The sequence below is a fragment of the Aquabacterium sp. NJ1 genome (assembly GCF_000768065.1).
GTDB lineage: Bacteria > Pseudomonadota > Gammaproteobacteria > Burkholderiales > Burkholderiaceae_C > Aquabacterium.
Map to the genome: position 1 here is coordinate 4,117,240 of NZ_JRKM01000001.1, position 17,839 is coordinate 4,135,078.

Below are 17,839 nucleotides of genomic sequence, written 5' to 3' on the forward strand. Positions count from 1 at the left end.
GCCGCTCCTGAATCAGGTCGCTCAGGGCTTTCGAGGCCAGGGCGGCAGTGTTTCGTAGCCAAACAGGTAGGGCACCACGCGGTAGCCCTTCACCAGGCCGCCATCGGCGGGGCGTTGGCTCAAACGCCGGTAGTCTTCAGCGCTCAGAGGTTGGATCTTGTCGGCGTCGCGCGAACGGCTGAATACCCCGTTGCGCCACTGGTAGACCTCGTCGACCTTTTCCTCGTAGCTGTACGAATGGTTGTGGTCATTGAAGTAATCGTCAAAGCGGTTGCGACCCATGTACAGCGCATTGGAGCCCTCATAGCCCGTCTTGTGGTGGGTCTTGGGGTCGGTGTTGAGGATGTAGATCCAGTCGCCCGGCACGAAGTTGCCTGGCGCGACGTTGTAGTGCATCTTCATCAGTTTGCCGGGACGATCCTTCTCGCGCGGGTCGAAGTCCTCCTCGAAAAACCACATGTCGCCGGGTTCGATGTTGACCAGCGGGTCGCCATTGACGAACACCCGCTGGTCGACCAGCGCCGTGGTGGCCGGGGCGGCCTTGATGCGGCGGTAGTAGTCCGTGATGCCTTGCAGCACGACCAGCTTGGTGGCGGTGTAGCAACCGATGGCATAACGGTCATGGTGGGTGAACGCATCCAGCAGGGCCGTGTGCAGGGCGCGGCCGCGGACCGGCGTGCCGTCCAGCCAGTAGCGGGTGTTCCATTGGGCGGGGCCCCCATCCGGCCAGACCCAGTGCAGGTGCTCCGACCAGGCGACGATGTTTTGCCGCAGGGCGACCTGGTCCTTGAGTGCCTGCAGGTCACAGGCGGCGCCGCTGAAGGTAGTTTGACGACCATGCTGCATGAGCGCCAGCATGATCTCCTTGCGCGATACCGTCTGGACGGACATCGGGGGCTTGCCGGCCTGCGGCAGGATCACGATGTCCTGCCCCACGTCGAATTCGGGCCGCTTGAACAGGTCCAGGGTATTGGTGTCGTCTGCCAGCGTGCGCAGTGTGTAGGACAGTGCACCGGTCTGCGCATCGGATGTGAGCTGGTAGAGCGCGGGGGCGATGCCCAGTTCGGCCAGGTAGCGCCCCATGCCGGTTTGAACGGCGGGTGCCAGGCTGCTGCCGCAGGCGAACGTGATGCCGTCCTGACGGGCCTGGGCCTGGGGTGCCAGGGCACCGGCGGCGGCGAGCAACAGGCATGCACGCCAGGGCGACGCGACAGAAGGGGGCGGGGTGAGGGGGGCGGTCTGGCAGGGCAACATCTGGCGCGTCAATCTTGGGCCGCTTTGGGTTCGGGGCAAAGTCCACACGGAAATGACAAAAGCCGGGAAACCCCGGCTTTTTGAACAAGGCCGCAAGCGGCTGTGTTGCAGTTTACTGGCTGGCGCCCGAAGCGGCCGATGCAGCCTTGTGGTGCTTCTTGCTCTTGTGAGCAGCCTTGTGGTGCTTCTTGTGCTTGGCAGGTGCCGATGCCGTGGCAGCCGGTTCGCCCATCGGGGCCGTCTGGGCTTGAGCAAAGGACATGCTGGCAAACAAAGCGAGAACCGATGCGACGAGGAGCGACTTTTTCATGACGAATGTCCTTCTGTGATAAACGAGCTCTGGTTGGAGCAGAAAGAGCCCCCGAAAGCCTCGAACAGGCTGGGGTACTGAACGATAACGCAGCTGTTTGACGAGTGGTTGACAGCGTTGGCAACATCAGACACAGGGTTTCAATGCAGCTCTAGGGGCTTGGCGCGCGCATGGGTTTTCCCGTAAGGGGCTTGAGTCCGCTTTGTGGTTCTGGATCAAAGCTGGAAGCCGACGATGCGGACCAGGCCTTCGAACAGCTCTCGGGCCGCAGAGGGCGCTTGCCGCGGTGCAGGCTCGCTCTCATCGGCCAGTTGCTGGGCCCATCCGGACAGCCAGTTGATGGCGTTGGCATCATAAAACGCCGTGTTCAGCTCGAAATTGAGGAACAGGCTGCGGCTGTCGAGGTTGGCCGAGCCGCACCACGCCACGCTCTCGTCCACGATGATGGCCTTGGCATGCAGCATGCGCGGGTACAGCCTGACATCGGCGCCCGCTGCGATCAAGGCGCGCAAGGCTGGGGACCGCGCCACATCGGCGAGCCGATGGTTGGAGCGCGCAGGAATGACGAGCGTGAGCTTCACGCCGCGGCGGCAGGCCATGCACCACGCGGTCAGCAGCGCGTCGTCGGGCACGAAATAGGGCGACACCAGCAGGATGCGTTGTTCTGCGCGGTAGGCGGCGGCCAGCAGCAGGGCGTAAAGGGTGTCATCCGCGTGGTCGGGGCCACTCGGTATCCATTGCAGCAGGGCGCCGCTGGTGGGGGCGGGCGGGGCCGCAATGGCCGCATCCACAAAGCCGATCTCGCCACTGGCCACCTGCCAGTCTTGCTGATAGAGGTCTTGCGCCTGCCGTGCCAGCGGGCCGCTGACCACGAAACTGATGTCAGTCCACACGGGCGTCGCGCCTTGCGTGACGAAGTACTCCGAGGCCAGGTTGCGCCCGCCGCTCCACACGTGCTGGCTGTCAACGATCACCAGCTTGCGGTGGTTGCGCAGGTTCACCCGCCCGCGGCGGATGTTGCGCAGCACCGGCATGAACAGCTGCAAGTCGACACCGTTGCGGCGCAGGGCTTGCCGCATCGAGCGCGGCGTGGCCCAGCTGCCCACGTCATCGAGCAGCATGCGCACCTTGACGCCTCGGCCCGAAGCGCGCCCCAGTGCGGCAGACAGATCGGCGGCCACCGGGTCATGGCCCAGCACGAAGGTGCAGATGTCGATGCTGTGCCGGGCCTGCTCCACCAGTTGCATGAGGTGCTTCAGCGCGGCCTGGCCGTCGGCTTGAAAGGTCACCGCGTGGTTGCGAGCCGGCGCAGGCAAGGCGAGCGCCTCACCCAGCTCCAGTGCCCAATGCGCCGCGGTGCCAGGCGGGCGCGCTGTGGCACCGCGCGGGCGGCCCGATGCGCGCGGCACCTTGCGCACGCCGAACAGCAGGTACAGCGGGATGCCCAGGTAGGGCAGCAAGGTGATCACCAGCACCCAGGCGAGCGCCGCGGAAGGATGGCGGTGCTGACGCGTGAGCCGGGTCGAGGTCAGGTAAACGAGCAGGCCTGCCAGCACCAGCATGCCGTGCTCCACGGCAATCAGCGACCAGTGCAGGTGGGTAATCATGTGGGACATGCTGGCGCGGCCGCGTGGTCTCAGGCGGGGCGCAGCTGCACGGCCGGCAGCAGGCGCGCCATGTCGGCAGGCTGGCTGAGCGCGGTGCCCGACGACAGCAATGCCGCAGCACCTGCGGCCATGGCCTGGCGCAGCGCCGTGGCCAGATCCTGAGACTGGCTCAGCGCCCAGACCAGCGCCGCCAGGAAGCTGTCGCCGGCGCCAATGGTGCTGGCCACTTCGACTTGCAGCGCCTGGGCGCGCCACGCCTGTGTGGCCGACACCAGCAGCGCGCCTTCTTCACCCAATGACAGCGCCACGATCTCGGTTTGCCCCTGCGCAATGAGCGCGCGGGCGGCGGCGCACCAGTCGGCTTCGGTGTCCAGGGGCAGGCCCGTCAGCTCACGCAACTCACGCAGGCTGGGTTTGACGAGGTGGACGCCACCGGCCTGCAGCGCGGCCCGCAAGGCTGGCCCGGATGTGTCGAGCACCATGCGGCTGCCCAGCGCCTGGACTTGGGCGGTGACCTGGGCGTAAAAGTCATCGGGGATGCCGGGGGGCAGGCTGCCGCTCGCAATGACATAGCGGGCTGAGGAGGCCAGGTCAGCGAGCCGCTGCAGGCTCGTTGCAGCTTCGCTCGGGCTCAAGGTCGGGCCGGGCAGCACGAACCGGAAGTCCTGCTGGCTGCCGGTCTCGTGCACGGAAAAGCTCTCGCGTGTCTCGCCGGCGATGTCGATGGCCTGCGCGGGGATGTGTTCAGCCTGCAGCAAGGCCTGCAGCACCTGGCCCGTGACGCCACCCGCGGTGAACAGGGCCAGCACATCGCCGCCCAGGCGGTGGATGACCCGCGCCACATTGATGCCACCGCCACCCGGGTGGTTCTGCGCGGCGGCGCAGCGCAGCTTGTGGTTGGGCACAACCCGGTCGATCGACGTGTAGATGTCGAGCGCGGGGTTCATGGTCAGTGTCAGGATGTCGGCCATGGGCCGCAGTTTATTTCGCTCCTGATGTTTTGCCGCCGCTGATGTCGGGCCGCAGCGACTTCAGCATCTCTGGCGTCACCGTGCCTTGCAAGACGCAGCCGAATCGGGTCAGCGAAGGGTCTTTCTCGTCGGCTTCGATGCGCAGCACACGTTCGACCGAATCCGGCGGGGATTCGGTGCCGCCTGGGGTCGCCACCTTTTGCCAACCGTTGGCGGGCTGCGCCGGGTCCCACAGTTCGGTGCGGGTGTACAGCTGCCCGTCCTGCAGCAGCCGCTCCTTGTCCCAGATCAGGTGCTGCGTGGCTTTGGCCACCTCTTGCGCGGGGGCGCGCAGCAGAAAGCCCCAGGCGAGGAAGGCGTCGTCGGCGCTCAGGCTCATGTGCGCGTCGAAATAGCCGACCACGTCCAGCCGCTCGGTGGGCAGTGGCGCATTGAAGTGGCGCACGCTTTGCTCCGGCACGGTGCGGTCCACGACCTTGAAGTAGGCGAACCCGGTGCCTTTCGCGAGATAGGGGTTGCCCGACAACTCGCTGGCGCGGCGGTGCAGGCTGGCAAAGAAGTGGCCATCGCAGCGTGATAACTCGGCCAGGAGGCTGTCAGGTTCGGGCGCGTTGCCCGCGCAAGCCGTGCCGGCCCATGCCAGCAGGACCAAGGTGGATACGGATGTCTTCAACGTCATCAAAGGAGCCTGTGCTTGTTCGGGTATCGCTGGTTGTCAATCGGCAGGTTGCCAATTGAACACGGGAGATGTGTCGCCGCGTTGTCAAGCACGCAAGCACGCGGCGGGCCATCCTACAAGCCGGCCTGTGAGTGGGTGAGCCCCCGGAATCAAGGATATTGCTGAACGTTAGGCGTGCGCGCCACAGTCGTGTCGCGCATCATGCTCAAGACGGCTGCCGGCGCTGTAACTCGCGGTAAAGCCCGGACTGGTCCAGCTCGGCAAAACCGTGTTGAGCCGCATCTTCATACAGGCCCGCCAGGTGCTGGGTGATGGGCGCATCAAAGCCCAGACCCGCAGAGGTGTGCAGGGCGTTGCGCAAATCCTTGAGCTGGATGGCCAGCGAGCCGCGCTTGGCAAAGTCACCCTCGACCATGCGCAGGCCATGCACCTCCAGGATGCGGCTCTCGGCAAAACCACCGCGCAAGGCCTGGCGAACGCGCGCCGGGTCGGCACCGCCGCGCTCGGCCATCAGCAGGGCCTCGGCCACCGCGCCGATGGTGATGCCCACGATCATCTGGTTGGCCAGCTTGGTCAACTGGCCCGAGCCCGCCGGGCCGACATGCACCGGGCGCCCCAGCACCTCCAGCACGGGCCTGGCCCGCTCGAAATCAGCCTCATGCCCCCCGGCCATGATCGCCAGGGTGCCGGCTTCGGCGCCGACGGTGCCGCCTGATACCGGCGCGTCCAGGGCCTGCACGCCTATCTGCGCCAGCCTGGCGGCGTGCTGCTGGGCCTGTTCCGGCAGGATGGAACTCATGTCGATCACCAGCGCGCCCGGTTTCAGGCTGCTGGCCGCGCCGGGCAGTGCCGGGTCGAACAGCACGTCGTGCACCACACCGCCGTGCTCCAGCATGGTGATGACGATGTCGGATTGCGCCACGGCCTCGGCGGGCGTGCTGGCCACGGTGGCGCCGTCGGCAGACAGGGCCTCTGCTTTGGCTCGGGTGCGGTTCCAGACCGTCAGCGGGTAGCCGGCAGCCAGCAGGCGGCGTGCCATCGGGGAGCCCATCAGGCCGCAGCCCAGGAGGCTGATCCGAGTCGTGTTGATCGTCATGGTCGGTTCAAAAAGTACGGTGTGGGGCCACCTCGGGTGGCCGGGGCGCTGTGGTTTGCTTGCAAATTCGGGTATCCCAGCTTCGGCGCGTGTGCGAAAAACCGCATATGTCGCGGAAACTCGGGGCAGATCCCTTGTTTGAAGGACAGCCAGGCGGGTTATTTTCGGCGAACATTCGCTGACTCATGCTTGGCACCAGGGAAGGCCGGGTGCCGGTCGATTCCATAAAACAATCTAATTCTTATGGCCCAAACCACAGAAGCTGAAGCGCTGCAAAGCGTGGCCTTGAATCAGAAGGTCCTGCATGCGCTGGACCAACTGGGCCTGGCGGTGCTGGTCAAGGACGTGGCAAGTGGCCGTTACGACGTGGCCAATGAAGCCGCAGCCAGGCTGCTTGGCCTGACCGATCGACATGTCGTCGGGGCGGTGGACGCGGAACTCTTCGATGCCGCCCAGGCCGTGGCCTTGCGTGCAGCAGACCAGCAGGCGCAAGCGGTGCCTGATGGCGTGCGCGCCGAACACAAGCTGGAATTGAGCACCGGGCGCCACGAGTTCGTGACCTGGCGCCAGGCCTTCACGGATGAAGCCAGCGGTGGCAACAAGCTGCTGTCTGTCTGGCAGGATGTGACCGAATCCCGCCGCCGCGAGGCCCAGTTGCAGACGGCGCTGGCCCAGCTGGAGCAGCAGCAAAAAGCCAATGACGCGCTGCGCCGCGATGTCGAGGACAACCAGGTCCGCGATGCGGTGTCCGGCTTGTACCATCGCGCCCATTTCGAAGAACAACTGCGCCGCGAGGCCGATCTCTCCAGCCGCGAGCAGCGCGAATTCGCCCTGGTGTCGGTGTCCATCGACAACCTGGATGAAATCCGCCGCATGCATGGTGTCGATGGTTGCGAGCGTGTGGTCGAGGCGCTGGGCCGCTTGCTGCGTGCCAACACCCGGGCCATGGACTCCCCATGCCGCCTCGGTGGCGACCGATTTGTCGTGTTGCTGTCCGGCGTGGGCCTGGCCACGGCGCACTCGAGGATGGAGCACTTGCGCCGCCAATGCGCGCAGCACATCGTGCCTTACAACGGCCAGCAGATCCCGTTCACGGTGGCCATGGGCGTGGCCAGCTTCCCGCACACCGCGGGTGGCATCGACGAGCTCATGCGCAGTGCAGACCGCGCCATGGCCTCGGCACGCGAGAAGGGCGGCAACCGCATCGCGCTGGCCAGCATCCAGTTCGTGCCGGCCAACTGATCATCGCCTGATCACGGCCTGCCAAGCCGACACAAAAGAAAACAGCCAGATCCCGAAAGGGTCTGGCTGTTTTGCATGAATCAAAGGCCCGCCGCAGACTGGTTGCCGCATTCCTGAACCCAGGGGATTCAGGTGGGCGAGGTCAGTGGCACTTCGGGTTCATCTGACGCGAGACGATCACACCAGCACCACAATATTCCAAGCCCTGGCTACGGATAGCATCGGTTCAAGGAAATAAAACAACCACGAACGCGACGGACGATTTCATTCTACGTGCTCTTGCCGGATTTGGCTGTGCAAATACGCCGTCTTGAGGGGCTTCTTGACAAGATCGTTCGATCAGATCAGGCCGCATCAAATCAGATGGCCGTCGCTGTCGAGCGCCTGATCCAGCCGGCTGATCAGCTTGTCGATGTACTCGGCCGTGGGCAGGGCCGGGTCGTCGTTGGCGGCCTGCGCTTGTTTGGCTGATGGCGCTTTGGCGGCCTCGGCAGGCCGTTCGGTGAGCATGTAGGCCAGGTTGAGCGCAGCCAGCACGGCGATGCGCTCACGGGCCTTGAGCTTGCCGCTGTCGCGGATGGCGCACATCTCGCGGTCCACCTGGTGCACGGCCTCCTTGAGGCGCTCTTCGCCACCTTCCGGGCAGCCCAGCAGGTAGCTCTGGCCCATGATGGAAACTTCAATCTGCTTCATGCGTGTCGGGCCTCGTATCAGGCGTCAGGGTGGGCGCTGCCATCGTGGCCGTCACCCGCTTCGCCCGGGTGCTGGGGCAGCTTGTCGATCAGGGCGTCGATGCGGGCGCGTGCCGCGGCCAGGCGCGCGCGCAGCGAGTCGCGCTCCTGCGTGGCCACGACCACCTGCTGCTCCAGCAGGGCATTGGTGCGGCGCAATTCTTCGTGGCGCAGCAGCAGGCGCTCAATGCGGTCCGTGAGTTCGTCGATTCTGGACATGGGCTGATCGTGGGACCCACCCGGTTCGGAGGGGCCTTGTGGCTCTACAGCAGAACAAACATTGTAGGCGCCTTACAATCCGCGCCGTTGGTGCTCGCACTGGGGTTCGCCCGGTGCAGTTAAACGGGAAGCAGGAAGGCTGCCGCGTCACGATTTTGCCGATGACGCCAGCCCCACCTGCGCTGCCCCCGCAACGGTCGGCGGTCGAGCCCTCACGGGTTCAGCTTGCGTTCACAACCACTGGTCACCTGAAAGCGACTGGGAAGGTTTCGCAAGCCGCACCGCCTAGCCCGGATACCGGCCGACAAGGGGCCTGGCCTTGCTCATCGAGCGGCGCCGGGCCATATCGCCCAATGCCTGCGGGGACGCTGGCGGGGGTTTTTGTCCTGTCTGATTCATCATGTTGTTTTTGAACTCGGTGCGCGTGGCACCCGGGGTGCGTTCGGCTTTGGCCGTGGCGTGTGGTTTGGCTTTGTCTGGCGTCGGAATGGCGCAGGCGCAGGATGGCGTGGAGCCGGTGGTGGTGACCGCCACGCGCCATGACACTAGAGTCTCTGAAGTGCTCTCTGATGTGACCCTGATCGATTCTCAAGAGATTCGACAAGCCGGAGCAACAACCACGCTGGCGGCCTTGCTGGGCCGTCAACCGGGGATCGAGTTCACGCAAAACGGCGGCCCGGGCGGGACCTCAAGCGTGTTCATCCGAGGCAGCAACTCCAATCACGTGCTTTTGCTGGTGGACGGCGTTCGGGTTGGCTCGGTGACAACGGGCAGCCCAACCTGGGAATACATGCCGCTGGAGCAGATCGATCATATCGAGATCGTGCGTGGCCCGGCTTCTTCGCTGTATGGCTCAGACGCCATTGGCGGCGTCATCCAGATCTTCACCAAGCGCGGGGAAGGCCCTTTGCAGCCTTTTGTTGAGGCCGGTTATGGCACCTACAACACATCGGCGTTGTCCACGGGCTTCTCGGGCAGTAAGGGCGGACTGCGCTACGGCTTGCAGGTGTCTAACAAGCGCAGCGATTCATTTTCTGCCATCAATAGTCCATCGAGCATCTATTACAACCCGGATAAGGATGGCTATCAGAGCACCAGCAGTTCAGGCAGTCTGTCCTACTCGCCGCTCAAGGGGCATGAATTCGGTGTCAACTACCTGTATTCGGATGGGTGGACTCGCTTTGATTCAGGTGGCATTTCTACGCCCGCAAGCGATGACTATAAGCAGAAAGAGACGCTCTACAGCGTCAGCCTTTACAGCCGCAATCAGCTGACAGACATCTGGACCAGCACGCTGCGGATCGGGCAGAGCACTGATGACAGTCGCAATCTGGACAATGGTGTGCGCTCATCCTTTTTCCGCTCGACGCAGACGCAATATCAGTGGCAAAACGATTTCAAGTTGCCTGTCGGGACGGCCCTGCTGGGGGTGGAGCGTCTTGAGCAACGTGTGGACTCCGATACCAACTTTGCAGTTAACAAGCGCGGCATCAATTCGATTTTGGCTGGCTGGTCTGGTCATGTGGATGATCACACCCTGCAGGTCAACGCCCGTCAAGACAACAACTCGCAGTTCGGTGACAAGGCCACTGGCATGTTGGCGTATGGGTACCAGTTGGCCAGCAACTGGAGAGCCGGTCTGTCATGGGGGACGGCGTTCAAGGCGCCCTCGTTCAACGACTTGTACTATCCCGCAGATGCATATGGGGATGTCAGCAACCCGAATTTGAAGCCAGAAACTGCGGTAAACAAAGAAGCCTCGCTTCACTACGAAGCAGTTGGCCTTGATGTATCGATCACCTACTACCAGAACGACATCAAGAACCTGATCCAGTGGGCACCGATCGATCCCACCTTCGTGACGACTTACGGCTATACCCCCTCCAATGTGGCCAGTGCCACGCTCACTGGTTGGACTCTGGCATCCAGCGGCAAGATGGCCGAGTACAAGGTGTCTGGTAGTCTGGATCTGCAAGATCCGAAAGATGATGTCCTGGGCAAGACACTCATCTATCGAGCCCAAAAGGCTGCCAAATTCGCCGTGAGTCGCGATATCGGCAACATGAATGTTGGAGGCGAAGTCCAGGCGTATGGCAGACGATTTGTGGACGCGGCGAATACGCAGGCTTTGGCTGGCTACGCCTTGTTCAACCTGACGGCGAGCTATCGCATGACGGATGGCTTGTTGGTCTTTGCACGAGCCAACAACGTCTTCGACAAAAAATATGTTTTGGTACAAGACTTCGCAACGCCCGGTGCCAGCTTGTTTGTTGGCATGCGCTATGTGCTGAAGTAAAGTCTTTTATCCTCATGCAGTCACACCACCTCATCATCGGCGGCCAACGCAGCGGCAAGTCGCGCCATGCCGAGCGGCTGGGTTTGAGGTGGCTGGCTCAGTCCGATGCGCACAGCGTGACCGTGCTGGCCACTGCTGTGGCCTCGGACGATGAGATGCGTGAACGCATCGCGCGGCATCGGGCGGATCGGCCTCAGGGCTTCGACACGGCGGAGGCGCCCGTGCATCTGGGGGCGGCCTTGCGTGCCGCCGCCGAGCCAGGGCGCCTGCTGATCGTGGACTGCCTGAGCTTGTGGCTGGCCAATGCGCTGATGCCCATGCATGCGCCAGACCATGTCCCGAGCCCTGTGTCGATGGCCACGGCGCAGGCAGTCTGGTCGGACCTGCGGATGGATCTCCTGTCTGCCTTGAAGGAAGAATTGGCCAGCCCTGTGCTGCTGGTGTCCAACGAGATCGGCTGCGGTGTGATCCCGATGGGGGCGGAGGTTCGGCACTTCGTGGATGAGCTGGGCCGGCTCAATCAGGACGTGGCGCAGGCGTGTGCACAGATCACCTTGATGGCCGCCGGGCAAGCCTTCACCCGTGATGTCGAGGTCTGGGCATGAGCGCACCGATGAGTGCCAGAACAAGCAACCTGATGCGCGGGCTGGGCCTGTGTCTGCTGGCGGCCATCCTGGCCTTGTTGTCGGGGGAGCCTGCGCATGCCAGCGCCATCAGCGTGGTTGATGACCAGGGTGCGACGGTGCACCTGGACAGGCCGCCACAACGCATCGTGACGATGTTGCCTTCCTTGACGGAGACCGTCTGTGCGCTGGGTGCTTGCGGCAAGGTGGTGGCCACTGATCGATGGTCCAACTGGCCGGCTACCGTGCAAGCCTTGCCCAAGCTGGGCGGGCTGGACGATGCCAACATCGAATTGATCGTGGCGCGGCGGCCGGATCTGGTGCTGGTGGCGCCTTCTTCACGCGTGGCCAGCCGCTTGCGCGCGCTGGGCCTCACGGTGGCCGAGCTGGATGCGCAGGACCTGCCCCAGGTGCAAAGGCTGTTCAACAAGGTGGCCGTGTTGATCGGGCAGCCACAGGCCGCAGCCGTGCGCTGGCAGGCCATGCAGGCCGAGGTCGACGTGGCCGCTGCGGGTGTGCCGGCCAAGGTGCGCGGTGCACGTGTGTATGTCGAAGTGGGCTCGACGCCTTATGCCGCGGGTGAAGCCTCGTTCATCGGGCAGTTGCTGACAAGGCTGGGTGCGGCCAACGTCGTGCCCGCATCCTTGGGGCCTTTTCCCAAACTCAACCCCGAGTTCGTGGTGCGTGCCCAGCCTGATCTGATCATGATGCCCGCGGATGACGTGGCCGGCTTGTCGGCGCGGCCTGGTTGGGCGCGCATGAAGGCGGTGGCAGCCGGGCAGGTCTGCCCCATGACGCATGCCGACTATGACCTGCTGGCCAGGCCTGGCCCTCGGCTTGGGCTGGCGGCGGGTGTGTTAGCGCGTTGCCTGAGCAACTACGCAAGCCGCCTGCCTGCCTCGCACAAGGGGCAGCCATGAAGAACCCGCCAGCCTGGCTGGGTGTGGCCGCGCTGTGCGTGCTGATGCTGGCGCTGGTCTGGGCCGGGCTGAGCCTGGGCAGCACAGGCTGGCAGTCGCCATTGGTGGCCTGGTCCGATGAGAGCCTGCGCCAGATCGTTTGGGAGATCCGCGCGCCGCGCACCTTCGGGGCCTTGCTGGTGGGCGCTTTGCTGGGCCTGGGTGGTGCGGTGGCACAAGGCCTGTTTCGCAATCCGCTGGCCGAGCCGTATCTGCTAGGCAGTTCGTCGGGGGCGTGCCTGAGCATGGTCCTGATGCTGACGGTGGGGCAGTCCTGGGCGGTCTCATCGGGTTGGTTGGCGGGCCTTGGCTTGACGGGCGCCGCCTTCATCGGCGCCGTGGGCGGCGTGTCCTTGACATTGATGCTGTCGCGAGGCGCCACGCAGACCATGCGGCTTCTGCTGGGCGGTGTGGTGGTGGGCGTGGTGCTCGGTGCCCTGACCGAACTCGTGTTGCTGTGGTCCGCCGAGGCCTGGCGCACCATGCGCGCCTTCATGCTGGGCAATACCGCCATGCTGAGCTGGCAGGCCTGCGGCTTGATGGGCCTGGTGCTGGCGGTGACCTTGCCTGTGGCCTGGACCTTGTCCCGCGTGCTGGACGCCCTGAGCCTGGGTGAGGACACGGCACGCACCCTGGGCATCCCATTGGGGGCGGCCCGTGGCGTGCTGGTCGGCGTGCTGGCCCTGAGCACGGCCGCGGCCGTGGCGCAGGCCGGGCTGGTGGCCTTTGTGGGCCTGGTGGCGCCTCACCTCGCGCGGCCGTGGGCTGGCGCGCGGCATGCATCCATGCTGTGGGCTTCCAGTTTGCTGGGCGGTACGCTGTTGCTGGCCGCCGATGTGCTGGCGCGTGGCCTGATCGCGCCGCAGGAGTTGCCCGTGGGCGTGCTGACTGCCGTGATGGGCGGGGTCTATCTGCTGGTGTTGCTGCACCGGAGAGCCGCATGAGCACCACGCGCCACCACCCGCTTGCCATCGAAGCCACCCGCCTGTGCGCCAGCCATGGTGAGCGCCAGGTGCTGCACGACGTGGGCCTGCGCGCGCAGACCAGCGAGTGGCTGGCCATCGTGGGGCCGAACGGGGCGGGCAAGTCCACCTTGTTGCGCTGCCTGGCCGGCCTGATGGCACCGCAGTCCGGCGAGATCAAGTTGCAAGGGCAGGCGCTGGCCCACTGGCCGAGTCGGGCCCGTGCGCGGCATCTGGCCTGGCTGGGGCAGGATGCGGGTGGCGACCCTGCCATGGCGGTGCGCGATGTGGTCGCGCTGGGGCGCGTGCCGCATCAGGGCTGGTTGGGGCTCTCCGGCATGCGGGCGGCCGATCGTGGCGCCGTGTCTCAAGCGCTGCAGGACAGCGACATGGCCTGGGCTGCCGACAGGTGCATGGCTGCGCTGTCCGGGGGCGAGCGCCAGCGTGTTCACCTGGCGCGCACATTGGCCGTGCAGGCACCTGTCATGCTGCTGGACGAGCCCGTGTCGCACCTGGATGCCCCTCATCAGCGCATGCTGGCCCGTGTGTTGCGGCGCGAAGCCGACAAGGGGCGTTGCGTCGTCAGCGTGTTGCACGAGTTGCCGCTGGCCCTGGCTGCTGATCGCCTGCTCGTCATGCAGGCGGGCCGCGTGGTGATGCAAGGCCACCGCGATGACCCTGCTGTGCACCGCGCCATCGAATCCGTTTTTGATCAGGCTGTGACCATCACCCGCGTGGCGCAACGCTGGGTCGTCCTGCCATCCTTTTGAGGTACCTGCCACCATGGACATCCAAAACCCTCCGACCGAAGCCCCTCAACAGCAAGAGCGCGCCGAGCGCCGTGGCCTCCTGATTGTCAACACCGGCGATGGCAAGGGCAAGAGCACGGCTGCATTCGGCCTGGCCCTGCGTGCCCACGGCCGTGGCAAGCCCGTCAAGATCTTCCAGTTCATGAAGGTGCCCAGCGCACGCTTTGGCGAGCACCGTGCCTTCGAACAACTGGGCGTGCCCATCGAGGGCCTGGGTGACGGCTTCAGCTGGAAGAGCAAGGACCTGGAGCGCTCCGCCGAGCTGGCGCGGCAAGGCTGGGCGCGTGCCGCCGAGGCCATCCGCAGCGGCGAGTTCTTCCTGGTGGTGCTCGACGAGATGACCTACCCGATCATCTACGGCTGGGTGCCGCTGGACGAGGTCGTGCAGACCCTGGTGTCCCGCCCCAAGGAGGTCCACGTGGTGATCACGGGCCGTGATTGCCCGGCGGAAATCATCGCCGTGGCGGACACGGTCAGCGAGGTGCGCAAGATCAAGCATGCCTACGAGGCGGGCATCCCCGCGCAGCGTGGCATTGAAGACTGAGCCGGCACCGGCATGAGCGCGCGTGCTGTCATGGTGCTGGGCACCAGCAGTGGGGCCGGCAAAAGCTGGCTGACCACCGCCTTGTGCCGCTGGTACGCGCGGCAAGGGCTCAAGGTAGCGCCGTTCAAGGCGCAGAACATGAGCAACAACGCCCGCGTCGTGCCAGGGCTCGGTGGTGATCTGGCTACCGAGCTGGGTGAGATCGGTTCGGCCCAATACTTTCAGGCCCTGGCTGCGCGCACCGTGCCTGACGTCCGCATGAACCCGGTGCTGCTCAAGCCCGAGTGCGACACCGCCAGCCAGGTGGTGGTGATGGGTCAGGTGCGGCGTGACTACTCGACCATGCCCTGGCGCTCGCGCAGCGAGCTGCTGTGGCTGCATGCTGAAGCAGCATTGGCCTCGCTGATGGCAGATCACGATGTGGTCGTGATCGAAGGCGCGGGCTCACCGGCCGAGATCAACTTGCATGACAACGATTTCGTCAACATGCGCGCTGCGCTGGCTGCCCGGGCCGCCTGCCTGCTGGTAACGGACATCGACCGGGGCGGTGCCTTTGCCCATCTGTACGGCACGCATCAACTGCTGCCTGCACACGAACGCGCCCTGATCAAGGGCTTCGTGCTCAATCGTTTTCGGGGTGACGCCACCTTGCTGGAACCGGGCCCTGCGCAATTGCAGGCGCTCACGGGCGTGCCCACGCTGGCCGTGCTGCCCATGCTGCGTGGCCATGGCCTGCCCGAGGAAGACGGCCTGTACGACGACCATGGCTCTTTGAGTGGTTCGCGCAACCTGGCCACACGGCGCATCGCCATCGTGGCCTACCCGCACATCAGCAACCTCGACGAGTTCCAGCCCCTGCGCAACTTGCCCGATGTGCGCATCGTGTGGGCACGCCAGCCACGTGATCTGGATGGCGCCGATTGGGTCATCCTGCCTGGCTCCAAACACACCCGGGCCGACCTGGCCTGGTTGCAAGCGCAAGGCTTGGGCCACGCCATCCAGGCCCACGCTGCGCAAGGGCGGGCGGTGCTGGGCATCTGTGGTGGCCTTCAGATGCTGGGCCACAGCGTGCAGGATCACCATGGCGTCGAGGGCCTCGGGGCGGCGGGCGCCACGGCCACCAGTTCGCTTGGCCTGGGCTTGCTGCCCATCGAGACACACTTTGCGCAGGCCAAGTCGCTGCGCGCCGTGCAGGTTGAATGCCGCGCCAGGCCTGGTCTGCCTGCTACCGCCTGGTCAGCCTTGCACGGCCTGTGCTTTGAAGGCTACGAGATCCACCATGGCCAGACCAGCTGGGCGGAGGGGCCAACATCGCCCCAAGCACTCATCACCGACGACGCGGGTACGCCGCTGGGCTGGCAACGCGACGAGGTGCTGGGGCTGTATGTGCACGGCCTGTTCGAGTCGCCTGCTGTCTTGCGGGCGCTGTTCGGCCAGCATGTGCGCACCCTGGATGCGGTGTTCGATGGCCTGGCCGATGTGATCGATCGCCATTTTTTACCCGGCTCCTTGATGCGTTTGCTGCAACGCTGATGGCCGGCGCGCTTTGAATGCCCCTTTACCTGAACCCACTACAACATGTCTTTTGCTCTCCCTTCGATCTCCGATCTCTCCCAAGCCGAACTGGCGCAAGGCCTGCAGCACCTGATCGACCACAAGACCAAACCCCTGGGCGCACTTGGGCAGCTTGAAACGCTGGGCCGCCAACTGGGCCTGATCCAGTCCAGGCTGGATCCGCAACTGGTGCAGCCGCAGATGGTGGTGTTCGCGGGCGACCATGGCCTGGCCGCGCGAGGCGTGTCGGCCTACCCGAGCGACGTGACCTGGCAGATGGTCGAGAACTTCCTGGCCGGTGGGGCGGCGGTGAGCGTGCTGGCACGCCAGCATGGCCTGGCCCTGACTGTGGTTGATGCCGGCGTGGCGCATGACTTCGCACCGCGTGCCGGGCTGCAGATCCGCAAGGTGGCACCCGGTACGGCTGACAGTTCTCGCCAGGCGGCCATGAGCGCGGCGCAATGCGAACTGGCCATCGCGCAGGGCCAGGAGGTGATCCGCAGCTTGCCAGGCAACACCGTGCTGCTGGGTGAAATGGGCATCGGCAACACATCGAGCGCCACCTTGTTGATGGCGCGCCTGCTGGGTGAGCCCTTGCTGGCCTGCGCCGGCCGTGGCACGGGCCTGGACGACACGGCCTACCAACGCAAGCTGGACATCTTGCGCGAGGTGCTCTCGTTGCATGTGGACGCGGTTTCGCCCATGGCCACGCTGGCCGCCTTCGGTGGCTTCGAGATCGCGATGATGGTGGGTGCCATCCTGCAGGCAGCCGCTGAAAACCGCGTGATCGTGGTCGATGGTTTCATCACCAGCAGCGCCGTGCTGGTCGCATCCCGCATGCAACCGCTGGTGCTGCAACGCTGCGTGTTTGCCCACCAGTCGGACGAATCCGGCCATGCCTTGCTGCTCAAGCACCTCAACGCCAAACCCTTGCTCAAGCTCAACCTGCGTCTGGGTGAAGGCTCCGGTGCCGCGCTGGCCTGGCCCTTGCTGGAGTCGGCTTGCCGCATCCTGCGGGAGATGGCCAGCTTCGAAGCCGCAGGCGTGAGCAGTTCGGACCAGGACGCCGGCCAACGCCCTGCAGACGAGGCATGATGCGGGCATGAAAGCCCTGCTGCACGAAATCCGCCTGAGCCTGATCGCCTTGCAGTTCCTCACGCGGGTGCCTGTGCCGGGCTGGGTGGGTTTCGAGCCGACCTGGTTGCAGGGCTGCCTGCGCTACTTTCCCTTGATCGGCGCCCTGGTCGGCCTGGCGGGGGCCTTGGTGCTGGCCGCCACGGCCTTCTGGTGGCCACCGGCGGTGGCTGTGGTGCTCAGCATGGCGTTCACCGTGTGGCTGACCGGCGGCTTCCATGAAGACGGGCTGGCCGACACCTGTGATGGCCTGGGCGGAGCCGTCAGCCGCGAGCGTGCCCTGACCATCATGAAGGACTCGCGGCTCGGCTCTTACGGCGCACTGGGCTTGATCCTCATGCTGCTGCTCAAGGCAGCCGTGCTGGCCTCGCTGGCCACACCTTTGTTCAATGAGCTCGACAGCGCAGAGTCCAGCCACGTTCGCCAGGTCTTGTTGGCGTGGACCATGATGGCCATGATCTGGTGTCATGCCGCTTCGCGCCTGGTGCCGGTCTGCCTGATCCGCTTCCTGCCTTATGCCGGTGACCTGGACCACGCCAAGGCCAAGCCACTGGCCATGCAGGTGTCCTGGCCCAACCTGCTGGCGGCTGTGGTGGTGACGGGGGCCGTGGCCGGCCTGATGTGGCTCTGGTTCAGCTTCACGGGCTGGCCTGAAGGGACCTTGCTGGCTGCCATGCTGAAGTCCACATTGGCGATGGTGTTGGGCGCGGTGGTCTGCGCCCGTTGGTTCCACAAGCGCCTGGGCGGCTTCACCGGTGACACCCTGGGCGCCAGCCAGCAGATCACCGAAGTCCTGGGCCTGATGGCCTGGCTGGCCGTGGTGCACCCGGTGGCCTGACGCCCCTTGTC

The 17,839-nt window shown here is 65.1% G+C and carries 18 protein-coding genes and 1 riboswitch; of the genes, 10 read left to right on the forward strand and 8 right to left on the reverse strand.

What is annotated here, in order from left to right; translation table 11 throughout:
• Positions 1-21 precede the first annotated feature (21 nt).
• The 6 genes from JY96_RS17645 to JY96_RS17670 form a co-directional block, all read right to left on the reverse strand.
• Positions 22-1,185 (reverse strand): hypothetical protein, encoded by a 1,164-nt coding sequence (locus JY96_RS17645; protein ID WP_152606556.1) that lies wholly within the window; start codon positions 1,183-1,185, stop codon positions 22-24.
• 181 nt (positions 1,186-1,366) lie between these two features.
• The gene (locus JY96_RS17650) at positions 1,367-1,564 is read right to left on the reverse strand and encodes a hypothetical protein (RefSeq protein WP_035039478.1); all 198 of its coding nucleotides are present in this window, start codon (positions 1,562-1,564) and stop codon (positions 1,367-1,369) included.
• Positions 1,565-1,779: 215 nt separating this feature from the next.
• A complete protein-coding gene (locus JY96_RS17655; protein ID WP_235333968.1) occupies positions 1,780-3,180 on the reverse strand; it encodes a phospholipase D-like domain-containing protein in 1,401 nt (466 codons plus the stop codon).
• Between the two features lie 20 nt (positions 3,181-3,200).
• Positions 3,201-4,142, reverse strand: coding sequence for a 1-phosphofructokinase family hexose kinase (locus JY96_RS17660; protein WP_035039479.1), 942 nt, complete (start codon positions 4,140-4,142; stop codon positions 3,201-3,203).
• 10 nt (positions 4,143-4,152) lie between these two features.
• The gene (locus tag JY96_RS17665) at positions 4,153-4,821 is read right to left on the reverse strand and encodes a hypothetical protein (RefSeq protein WP_152606557.1); all 669 of its coding nucleotides are present in this window, start codon (positions 4,819-4,821) and stop codon (positions 4,153-4,155) included.
• A 205-nt stretch (positions 4,822-5,026) separates the two neighbouring features.
• On the reverse strand, positions 5,027-5,917 hold the full coding sequence (locus tag JY96_RS17670; protein ID WP_200883524.1) for an NAD(P)-dependent oxidoreductase: 891 nt from the start codon (positions 5,915-5,917) through the stop codon (positions 5,027-5,029).
• Between the two features lie 243 nt (positions 5,918-6,160).
• Between JY96_RS17670 and JY96_RS17675 the strand changes: the two genes are divergently transcribed.
• Positions 6,161-7,159 carry a sensor domain-containing diguanylate cyclase gene (locus JY96_RS17675; protein WP_035039481.1) on the forward strand — a complete coding sequence of 333 codons (999 nt, stop codon included), beginning with the start codon at positions 6,161-6,163 and terminating at the stop codon, positions 7,157-7,159.
• A 354-nt stretch (positions 7,160-7,513) separates the two neighbouring features.
• On the opposite strand, the gene JY96_RS17680 is transcribed toward JY96_RS17675, so the two are convergent.
• Both JY96_RS17680 and JY96_RS17685 read right to left on the reverse strand, forming a co-directional pair.
• The gene (locus JY96_RS17680) at positions 7,514-7,852 is read right to left on the reverse strand and encodes a cell division protein ZapA (RefSeq protein ID WP_035039482.1); all 339 of its coding nucleotides are present in this window, start codon (positions 7,850-7,852) and stop codon (positions 7,514-7,516) included.
• 17 nt (positions 7,853-7,869) lie between these two features.
• Positions 7,870-8,109: a hypothetical protein gene (locus JY96_RS17685; RefSeq protein ID WP_035039483.1), complete on the reverse strand. Its 240-nt coding sequence runs from the start codon at positions 8,107-8,109 to the stop codon at positions 7,870-7,872.
• A 71-nt stretch (positions 8,110-8,180) separates the two neighbouring features.
• Positions 8,181-8,430: riboswitch (cobalamin riboswitch) on the forward strand.
• 79 nt (positions 8,431-8,509) lie between these two features.
• Here JY96_RS17685 and JY96_RS17690 point away from each other — a divergent pair.
• The 9 genes from JY96_RS17690 to JY96_RS17730 are packed head-to-tail and all read left to right on the forward strand — an operon-like array spanning position 8,510 to position 17,828.
• Positions 8,510-10,405: a TonB-dependent receptor domain-containing protein gene (locus JY96_RS17690; RefSeq protein ID WP_052162691.1), complete on the forward strand. Its 1,896-nt coding sequence runs from the start codon at positions 8,510-8,512 to the stop codon at positions 10,403-10,405.
• A gap of 14 nt (positions 10,406-10,419) precedes the next feature.
• Positions 10,420-11,010: a bifunctional adenosylcobinamide kinase/adenosylcobinamide-phosphate guanylyltransferase gene (locus JY96_RS17695; RefSeq protein ID WP_035039484.1), complete on the forward strand. Its 591-nt coding sequence runs from the start codon at positions 10,420-10,422 to the stop codon at positions 11,008-11,010.
• 8 nt (positions 11,011-11,018) lie between these two features.
• Complete coding sequence (locus JY96_RS17700) at positions 11,019-11,948, forward strand: ABC transporter substrate-binding protein (RefSeq protein WP_035039485.1); 930 nt, start codon at positions 11,019-11,021, stop codon at positions 11,946-11,948.
• Positions 11,945-12,931 carry an iron ABC transporter permease gene (locus JY96_RS17705; RefSeq protein WP_035039486.1) on the forward strand — a complete coding sequence of 329 codons (987 nt, stop codon included), beginning with the start codon at positions 11,945-11,947 and terminating at the stop codon, positions 12,929-12,931. The genes JY96_RS17700 and JY96_RS17705 overlap by 4 nt, the downstream gene beginning before the upstream one ends.
• The gene (locus tag JY96_RS17710; RefSeq protein WP_035039487.1) at positions 12,928-13,719 is read left to right on the forward strand and encodes an ABC transporter ATP-binding protein; all 792 of its coding nucleotides are present in this window, start codon (positions 12,928-12,930) and stop codon (positions 13,717-13,719) included. The genes JY96_RS17705 and JY96_RS17710 overlap by 4 nt, the downstream gene beginning before the upstream one ends.
• Positions 13,720-13,732: 13 nt before the next feature.
• Positions 13,733-14,302, forward strand: a complete 570-nt coding sequence (gene cobO, locus JY96_RS17715) for a cob(I)yrinic acid a,c-diamide adenosyltransferase (protein WP_035039488.1) — start codon at positions 13,733-13,735, stop codon at positions 14,300-14,302.
• A gap of 12 nt (positions 14,303-14,314) precedes the next feature.
• Positions 14,315-15,835 carry a cobyric acid synthase gene (locus tag JY96_RS17720; protein WP_035039489.1) on the forward strand — a complete coding sequence of 507 codons (1,521 nt, stop codon included), beginning with the start codon at positions 14,315-14,317 and terminating at the stop codon, positions 15,833-15,835.
• Between the two features lie 45 nt (positions 15,836-15,880).
• Positions 15,881-16,951 carry a nicotinate-nucleotide--dimethylbenzimidazole phosphoribosyltransferase gene (cobT, locus tag JY96_RS17725; RefSeq protein ID WP_035039491.1) on the forward strand — a complete coding sequence of 357 codons (1,071 nt, stop codon included), beginning with the start codon at positions 15,881-15,883 and terminating at the stop codon, positions 16,949-16,951.
• Positions 16,952-16,958: 7 nt separating this feature from the next.
• Positions 16,959-17,828, forward strand: a complete 870-nt coding sequence (locus tag JY96_RS17730) for an adenosylcobinamide-GDP ribazoletransferase (protein ID WP_200883525.1) — start codon at positions 16,959-16,961, stop codon at positions 17,826-17,828.
• Positions 17,829-17,839: the final 11 nt, after the last annotated feature.

Excerpts from the sequence above, each read along its gene's own strand:
- JY96_RS17650 (WP_035039478.1), bottom strand. The coding sequence starts at position 1,564 with ATGAAAAAGTCGCTCCTCGTCGCATCGGTTCTCGCTTTGTTTGCCAGC.
- JY96_RS17655 (WP_235333968.1), bottom strand. The coding sequence starts at position 3,180 with ATGTCCCACATGATTACCCACCTGCACTGGTCGCTGATTGCCGTGGAG.
- JY96_RS17660 (WP_035039479.1), bottom strand. The coding sequence starts at position 4,142 with ATGGCCGACATCCTGACACTGACCATGAACCCCGCGCTCGACATCTAC.
- JY96_RS17665 (WP_152606557.1), bottom strand. The coding sequence starts at position 4,821 with ATGACGTTGAAGACATCCGTATCCACCTTGGTCCTGCTGGCATGGGCC.
- JY96_RS17670 (WP_200883524.1), bottom strand. The coding sequence starts at position 5,917 with ATGACGATCAACACGACTCGGATCAGCCTCCTGGGCTGCGGCCTGATG.
- JY96_RS17675 (WP_035039481.1), top strand. The coding sequence starts at position 6,161 with ATGGCCCAAACCACAGAAGCTGAAGCGCTGCAAAGCGTGGCCTTGAAT.
- JY96_RS17680 (WP_035039482.1), bottom strand. The coding sequence starts at position 7,852 with ATGAAGCAGATTGAAGTTTCCATCATGGGCCAGAGCTACCTGCTGGGC.
- JY96_RS17685 (WP_035039483.1), bottom strand. The coding sequence starts at position 8,109 with ATGTCCAGAATCGACGAACTCACGGACCGCATTGAGCGCCTGCTGCTG.
- JY96_RS17690 (WP_052162691.1), top strand. The coding sequence starts at position 8,510 with ATGTTGTTTTTGAACTCGGTGCGCGTGGCACCCGGGGTGCGTTCGGCT.
- JY96_RS17695 (WP_035039484.1), top strand. The coding sequence starts at position 10,420 with ATGCAGTCACACCACCTCATCATCGGCGGCCAACGCAGCGGCAAGTCG.
- JY96_RS17700 (WP_035039485.1), top strand. The coding sequence starts at position 11,019 with ATGAGTGCCAGAACAAGCAACCTGATGCGCGGGCTGGGCCTGTGTCTG.
- JY96_RS17705 (WP_035039486.1), top strand. The coding sequence starts at position 11,945 with ATGAAGAACCCGCCAGCCTGGCTGGGTGTGGCCGCGCTGTGCGTGCTG.
- JY96_RS17710 (WP_035039487.1), top strand. The coding sequence starts at position 12,928 with ATGAGCACCACGCGCCACCACCCGCTTGCCATCGAAGCCACCCGCCTG.
- cobO (WP_035039488.1), top strand. The coding sequence starts at position 13,733 with ATGGACATCCAAAACCCTCCGACCGAAGCCCCTCAACAGCAAGAGCGC.
- JY96_RS17720 (WP_035039489.1), top strand. The coding sequence starts at position 14,315 with ATGAGCGCGCGTGCTGTCATGGTGCTGGGCACCAGCAGTGGGGCCGGC.
- cobT (WP_035039491.1), top strand. The coding sequence starts at position 15,881 with ATGTCTTTTGCTCTCCCTTCGATCTCCGATCTCTCCCAAGCCGAACTG.
- JY96_RS17730 (WP_200883525.1), top strand. The coding sequence starts at position 16,959 with ATGAAAGCCCTGCTGCACGAAATCCGCCTGAGCCTGATCGCCTTGCAG.